Below are 6,630 nucleotides of genomic sequence, written 5' to 3'. Positions count from 1 at the left end.
GGTCAGCCCCCCACATCACCGACCTCGGTGAAAGACGGAGGTCGGCCCTCCAGCCGGCCCGTTGCGTGCCGTGTCGATCATACAACCTGGCGTTACCCGCCCCCGACATATGATTGCCGGCAGATCCTGTCCAAATCTTGGCTAATCGGTCATTTTTGGATTAAATTGCAGATAAACGCACCGACCGGACGCCGGGAAGCGCCGAACGGTTGTCCGGCGAACCGCGCCGGAGGCCGATCGACGGTCAACGCTTCGACCTCCGGTCGGCCCGGCCGGAACGACCGGCCAGGCCCGGCTGGCAATCAGCCAGATGCGCGTCGAAACCTTTCACGTTCTGCCAGGTGGCATGGCAGATCCGGCAGTGCGTGGTCTCCGGATCACTCCATTGGGCGCTGCATCCACCGCATGTCGCCGTCACAGGTACATCACGCCCCCTGATCGGCTGGCCGGCATTGCGGATCGGCAATGGCAACATCGGCTGGGCACGTCGTGGCGTGCGGCTTGACGGAGTCTGGCGTCGGATCGGCACTCGGTCATCCTGTCCCATAACACGACAACCGTCGCGCAACCTTTTCCTACAAGCGCGGCAACGAGACTCAACGCGTCCCGCCGAACACTTCCGCAAGGGCAGGAAGCCCCATAAAGGCCGGGAAGCTCACGTAGAGCGAAGTATGGAAGGAGCACCCGGGAGCGATCCGGAACGTTCCGTCCGGCGTCGGCGGGAACGTCACACGTACGCGTCCACGGCGAACTTCACCGCAAGTCCGACAGCCGCGGCCCCGATCAGGAGTCGCAGCACGTCCGCCCGCAGCCGCCGTACGATTGCCGGACCGAGTACGCCACCCACGAGCAGGCCACAGGCCATGGGCGGTACAGCGGTCCAGCACACCGGGCCGAAGACGGCGAAGCCGACCGCGGCGACCACGTTCGACATCCCCGAGAGTACGTTTTTCACCGCGTTGACCCGTGGGAACGGTTCGGATATGGCCGTGGTGAGCAGTGCAATGAGGACGATCCCACCACCGGCGCCGAAATAGCCGGTGTAGACCGCGGAGGCGAACAACGCGACGAGCAGCACCGGTCCCCGCTCGCCCACCGGGCCTGCAGCCCGACGCATCACCTTTTGCCGGCACAACAACAGCACACCGGCACCGGCCACCAGCCAGGGCGCCACTGCCTCGAAGGCGCCGGCCGGGGTTGTCAGCAGGAGCAGCGCCCCCACCGCGCCACCTGCGAGGTTCATGGCGCCCAAGCGCACCAGACGTCGGGACTGCCCTGCCAGTTCCGACCGCGACCCGATGGCCGCGCCCACCGCCACGAAGACCAGAGCAACCGTGTTGGTGACGTTGGCCTGCACCGCCGGCAACCCGATCCACAGCAGTGCCGGGTAGGACACGACAGAGGCCAGCCCCCCCACGGTCGAGGTGATCCCGGCCAGAACACCGCACCCGGTCAGCGCAAGGAAGCCGGAGGCTGTCAGCGGTCGACCCGTAGATGGACGGTCAGTCCACCCGATCCGTCAGCACAAAGCCAATGTTTATGGACGCGCTGGAGCACGCGTTCCACCGTATGCGCTCCGAAGCAGAAATGATCTTTTTGGCGGGCAACTGTGATCCGGTCCGCATGTCCACGTCCACGTCACCTCGGCCGTGACGGCAACCTGCTTGTGGGCGGGCGGCGTGCACCGGAGGTACGAGCCACACGAGCAGTAACGGACGAACCGCGCTTCTTCGCCCGTGGACGGTGGATCCGCCGACAGAGGATCATTCTGCCTGAGCATGCAGCGGTGCTGCATGCTCAGAGCGTGGCGCCGTCCAGCAGAACACCCGCACCAGCAGAACACCCGCAGTTATATTCCGATGCCGAACGAAGCGGTGCTGTCACCGCACAACGTCCGCATTCGAGCACGTAGGGAAGCGACAATGGTCACATCCATGGCAGCCACCCATGGATCAGGGGCAGCAGGATATAGGATGATCAGCTAAGGGACAGGTTGACACAGAGTCGGAGCAGCCCAAGCAGACTGGGGCAGGAATTCTGCCGTGAGCTGGCCTGCGTGGGAGTGGGCTTCGGGCCGGGTCCCGTGGAGGCACCATTCGCGGGCCCGGTCGCGGCAGGTGCAGAGGAGGCAGGTGCAGAGGATCTACCCGCGGCGGGTGGGGGAGAGACGGATGCGGACCTACCCGTGGCAGGCGCAGGGGAGGGAGCTACAAATCTTGGCCTGGAGATGTCGCTGTCAGCGTTGTCGGCCGGTGGCTGTCCGGGTGTCAGCGCGCTGACCGCGAGAGTGGTGTTCATCGGGCTGTCTGTCGGATACGGGGAGGCCTGGCCCGGATAGGACGTCCAAAGTTGCCCGGTGGCGTAGGCGGGATCTCTGCCGGCGTCCGGGCGAACGGCGGCACTGGACGGTGCGGACCCCGCTACGACCGGCCCCGCTACGACTGGTGACGTGTCAGTTGTGTCCGATAAGGAAATGAAACCCATTCCGCCGACCACGAAGGCCGCGGCCCCTGAAATAACCGCGAGTCGCATTATCGGCGCGACCGGGGAATCGCGTCGGCGATGGTGTGACCTGGATCGTAACATCTTGGGGTAGCGGCGAGCGCATCCTTACTCGATAGTGTGGGAAGATGTCGAGAGTGCTGACCGTACCACTCAGCCCGACAAACTGATAGAGCTCTCCCACTGGGTTAGTGGATCGATAATTGATGATCAAGACGGTCGGCCAGCAACGTCGATCTCCAGACCCGTTGCCGGCGGGGGCGTCCATAACGATCATTTCTTCGGGTGCACGGAACCCGTAGCGGCAGCAGGTGAGAGCGTCCGGCATAGGTACGCGGAGTCGCGGAGTCAGAACATGCGCTTCGTGGCATCACCTCGCGTGTATCACTCACTTACACCATAGGGCTTCACTCACTTGCACCATAGAGCTTCGCGGCGTCACAGGCTCCCAGTCGCGCTGCATAGGGGCTTCGGCTTGCCGGTCGGCACCCAACGCCTCCGGCGCATCCCTGCCCTTTCGCCTTGTGATCCATCCGCTCACCAGCTGCCACCGGCTGATCGGACGCCCTGATCCTCGAGCGCCGTACAGTCGCGGAGGCAGGTACTCAACCGCTTCGATCTGGACGCTGGAAACGGTGCGGTCGAGGCAGTCGCGAATAGCTGACATCTGCTCACGACGTACGACGTACGACGTCGCCGGCAACGACGAATTTCAGGATTCGAACCGGGACCACCTCCGACATGGCCGGCTCTGGTGAAAGAATCCAGCGGCGGATCCCGTGACGATATCTCGACGGGGAACTCCCGGGAGCGGTACCAAAATCAGCCGGGCAGCGGACCACACAACTGTGCGGAAAAACCGTGGAGAACAACCACCGGCCGGGAAGGGGCCGGCGGTTTTCAGTTCACATTCGTCCGGTGGACGAGTGTGAAACTCCAGGCGTTGTCAGCCGATCCGGCAGACGGAAGTTCGGATAGGTTCCACACCGCCGGGGAGGGCGCGCAGCCAGCAAGAGGAGCGCCCAGGCCAGCAGGAGGAGCGCCCAGGCGTCCACGCCGAGAGCGAGCCGTGAGCGCCGGCATCACCTCCGCGGACGCGGACGATATACGGATAAAACCGTACTTCTGCGGCAGGCGAGTACCAACAGGTGCACATCCGATGATCGTCGGCGTCAGCGGATGCTCGCTCCCATCCATAACCACAGCGGCATCCGCGGCATCCGTGCAGGGAATATGTTTTTCCTCACTTGAGCGGCACGCGAACCTCCAGCGGCACGCGAACTTCGCGACCTTCGTCGAGCGCCTTATAAAGATCGTCTATAGCGCACAGCGAAGCCGGCACGGGACTACACGGCATCCAGCTACAGCAGCCTCACGCCGGTCTTTATCTTCCGCCGCACTCCCCCGCGTTCCGCGCTTTCCCTGATCCCGATAATAAGATTGATAATTATAGGAATTTAGGTGAGTGACGGGCCCGCGCTCCGGCGCCACCTGTACGAACCAGGGGCGTGTTCCACGAAGCCATCCGCCCGGATCGCCGCGTCCAAGCGGCCCTGGTTGCCTTCTCGGGCAAACCGGTACAAATCGTCCGGTATCGGCTTGCCCCGGGGTCCCTTGTCAATCTTCGACTGGCAAGGGACGGGCCTGGCCAGAACCCACCCGGACGCAGCTCCCTGATCGAACGACGACTTTCGAAACGCGCCGTAATAGCTTGACTTCTATCCATGATCGGAAATATGGGGCTCGGACCTGCCGGACCTGCTTCCGGACCTGCCAGATCGGCTTCGCCGATCCGGCAGGAACCCCGGACGCGCAAGAAGCATGATCGCGCAGTCTTTGGCCCTTCTATATAACCGTCACCGCTCTCAGGTGCCGCTCAAGGTGTCACGGAAGCCCCGAGGTCCGTTCCTCCCCGGGGCACGCTGGCTCCCGAGCCCGCTCCTCCCGGGGACACGCTGGCTCCCGACTCGGCTCCTCCCTGCGGTACGGAAGCGCCCAGGTTCGTTCCTTCCTTCGCCACGGAAGCGCCCACGGAGCCACCGGCGACCCCGACCTGGCTGTCAACGCCGTTGATACCCCCGCCCACGGTTGCAGTGGCTGAGGCTCCACCGACCGTCTGGCCCGCGACTTCTGCGGCTGATGCGGCTGGTGCGGGGACCTTGAGTATCTCGCCGCAATAGGTTGCGACCTTGTCCCTGCCACCCGCCGCGGTGATCAACCAGGGGAAGGCCGGGTCGTCGAGGGCCTTGCCCTGGTTGTCCGGGTGCTCCGCCGCAGCAGCCGTGTAGGTGTGGCACAGCGCGGGCAGCGACGCCGGGGCAACGGCGCCCGCGGCTGGAACGTGAGCCGACGGATCGGTTGCCTGAGCCGAGGCGGAGGTTGTGATGCCGGTGGAGGCTTCGTGCTCACCGGGCGAGGGCAGGACACCAGTGGTGGCGGCGACGGCGACGCCACCAACAGTTGTAGCAGCGATCGCCGCGACTGCGATCTTCACCGTGAGGAGCTTCGCAAGGGCAGTTTTGATCATCGGTTCTCTCCGGAGCTGGGTGACGGGGACAAGACGCGCCTCGCGGAAAGCGGTCACAGCCGCTTCCTCACCGGCGAGCTCGTCGGCACGGGCCGGAGCGGTCACGGCGGCGAGCAGGTCGGCGAGGGGGTCCGAACCGGCCTGCGGGGCGACCGGGCCGCCGCGAAGCATCCGCTCTGCGTCGTCCCGATCGATCCGACGGGGTCGGTAGGTGCTCATCTCACGTCCTTCAGCGTCCAAGCTCTCACTGGTGTCACACCCGACTGGCAGTCACAGCCTTGGGCGCAAGGTGTCACCCTGGCCATCTTCACCCACCGTCGTGCTTCCGCGCGGTCCGAGCTGTTCGGCCAGACGGCGCAACCCGCGATACGCCGCTGTACGGACAGCTCCCGCACGCTTGCCCAGCACGCGCCCCGCGGTCTGCGCGTCCAGCCCTATGACCACCCGCAGGAGCACGGCTTCGGCCTGATCGCGTGGCAGGCCGGCGATCAGCCGTATCGCCGCGTCGGTCGACAGCGTTTCCAGCGCCCGTCCGGCGGTGTCGTCGGGAGAGGCCAGGTCGGTCATGTCCTCGACCGGCACGTCGTGCTGGGGGCGGCGTCGCTGACGGCGTATGTGGTCCAGAGCACGGTGGCGAGCGATCGTCACCGCCCAGCCGCGGAATCCGTTTGAATCCCCGCGAAACGACGGCAGATCCCGGGCGATCTGCAACCACGCCTCGGACGCCACGTCCTCGGCGTCGTCACCGACAAGCACCCGCAGGTAGCGCAGCAACCCCGGCTGTACCGCCCGGTAGATCACCTTGAAGGCATCCTCGTCACCACGCTGCGCCTCGGCCACGTCAAGGGAGATGTCCGCCGGGCCCACCCGTGGCTCCTGCTCCTGATCCTGTGCCTGGACTTCGTAGCCGTCCTGCGGTGCCGCCGCTGTGTCGGCGGACGATCGTCGCCGCGGGATGCCGACACCAACGGCGGTGGCATCCCCACCGCTCATCTCCGCACTGCGATCCACCGGCCAGATGATGCGGTACGCCCGGCAGCCCGCCGACGCAGGGGTTCTGATCTTACAATCTGTTGAAAACATGCTACTGAGACGATACGGGCGTGCCGCTACCGGTTCGTGCGTGATCGGGACCCGCCCGTCACACACGGGACGGCCATCCGAAGACCAATTACTGCGTGTCGTCACGGACGCTGGAGTGACCGCCAGCTCGTGCGTGATCGGGATAGAGAGTGGAGAATGTTTCATAAGGGGGCGGGCAACGTCGCCCGTCACCCGCCGTCACCCGCCGTCACCGTCCGGCAAATAGGGTGCATCCCTTCCGTGCGCTTTCAGCGGCGTCGGACCTGGCTCAAGGGCCCACGTCCTGGCTGACCCCGCACCCAAAACGGTCACCGGTGTCAAACCGGCTGATGGCCGGAACCGCGTTGCCCACGAACAGATCCGGATCCCACGGGTGAATCCCTGCGGGTCAGTACGGTCCGCGCTTCAGCCCCGGCCGCGTGTGTGCCCATAATGATGCGCACCGTCAGACTCGGTCCCGTTTTCCGCTGACATGTCGGTAGCGGCACGGGCACCGACCCGGGAGGGGGACGATGAAC

The 6,630-nt window shown here is 65.3% G+C and carries 4 protein-coding genes; all 4 read right to left on the bottom strand.

All coding sequences use genetic code 11. From position 1 onward, the window contains the following. Nucleotides 1–244 precede the first annotated feature (244 nt). Nucleotides 245–475, bottom strand: a complete 231-nt coding sequence (locus CV1CTNOD_RS28085) for a hypothetical protein (RefSeq protein WP_431607059.1) — start codon at nucleotides 473–475, stop codon at nucleotides 245–247. A 252-nt stretch (nucleotides 476–727) separates the two neighbouring features. Further along, entirely contained in the window at nucleotides 728–1,456 is a 729-nt protein-coding gene (locus CV1CTNOD_RS03180; protein WP_131784668.1) for a TSUP family transporter, read from the bottom strand. A 2,922-nt stretch (nucleotides 1,457–4,378) separates the two neighbouring features. Next, on the bottom strand, nucleotides 4,379–5,248 hold the full coding sequence (locus CV1CTNOD_RS03175; protein ID WP_131784667.1) for a hypothetical protein: 870 nt from the start codon (nucleotides 5,246–5,248) through the stop codon (nucleotides 4,379–4,381). 51 nt (nucleotides 5,249–5,299) lie between these two features. Then, on the bottom strand, nucleotides 5,300–5,896 hold the full coding sequence (locus tag CV1CTNOD_RS03170) for an RNA polymerase sigma factor (protein ID WP_131784671.1): 597 nt from the start codon (nucleotides 5,894–5,896) through the stop codon (nucleotides 5,300–5,302). Between the last annotated feature and the right edge of the window lie 734 nt (nucleotides 5,897–6,630).

The sequence above is a fragment of the Protofrankia symbiont of Coriaria ruscifolia genome (assembly GCF_900634745.1).
In the GTDB taxonomy this organism is placed as follows: domain Bacteria; phylum Actinomycetota; class Actinomycetes; order Frankiales; family Frankiaceae; genus Protofrankia; species Protofrankia californiensis.
The sequence above is the reverse complement of the archived record's forward strand: the minus strand, read 5'-3'. Positions and strand labels throughout refer to the sequence as shown.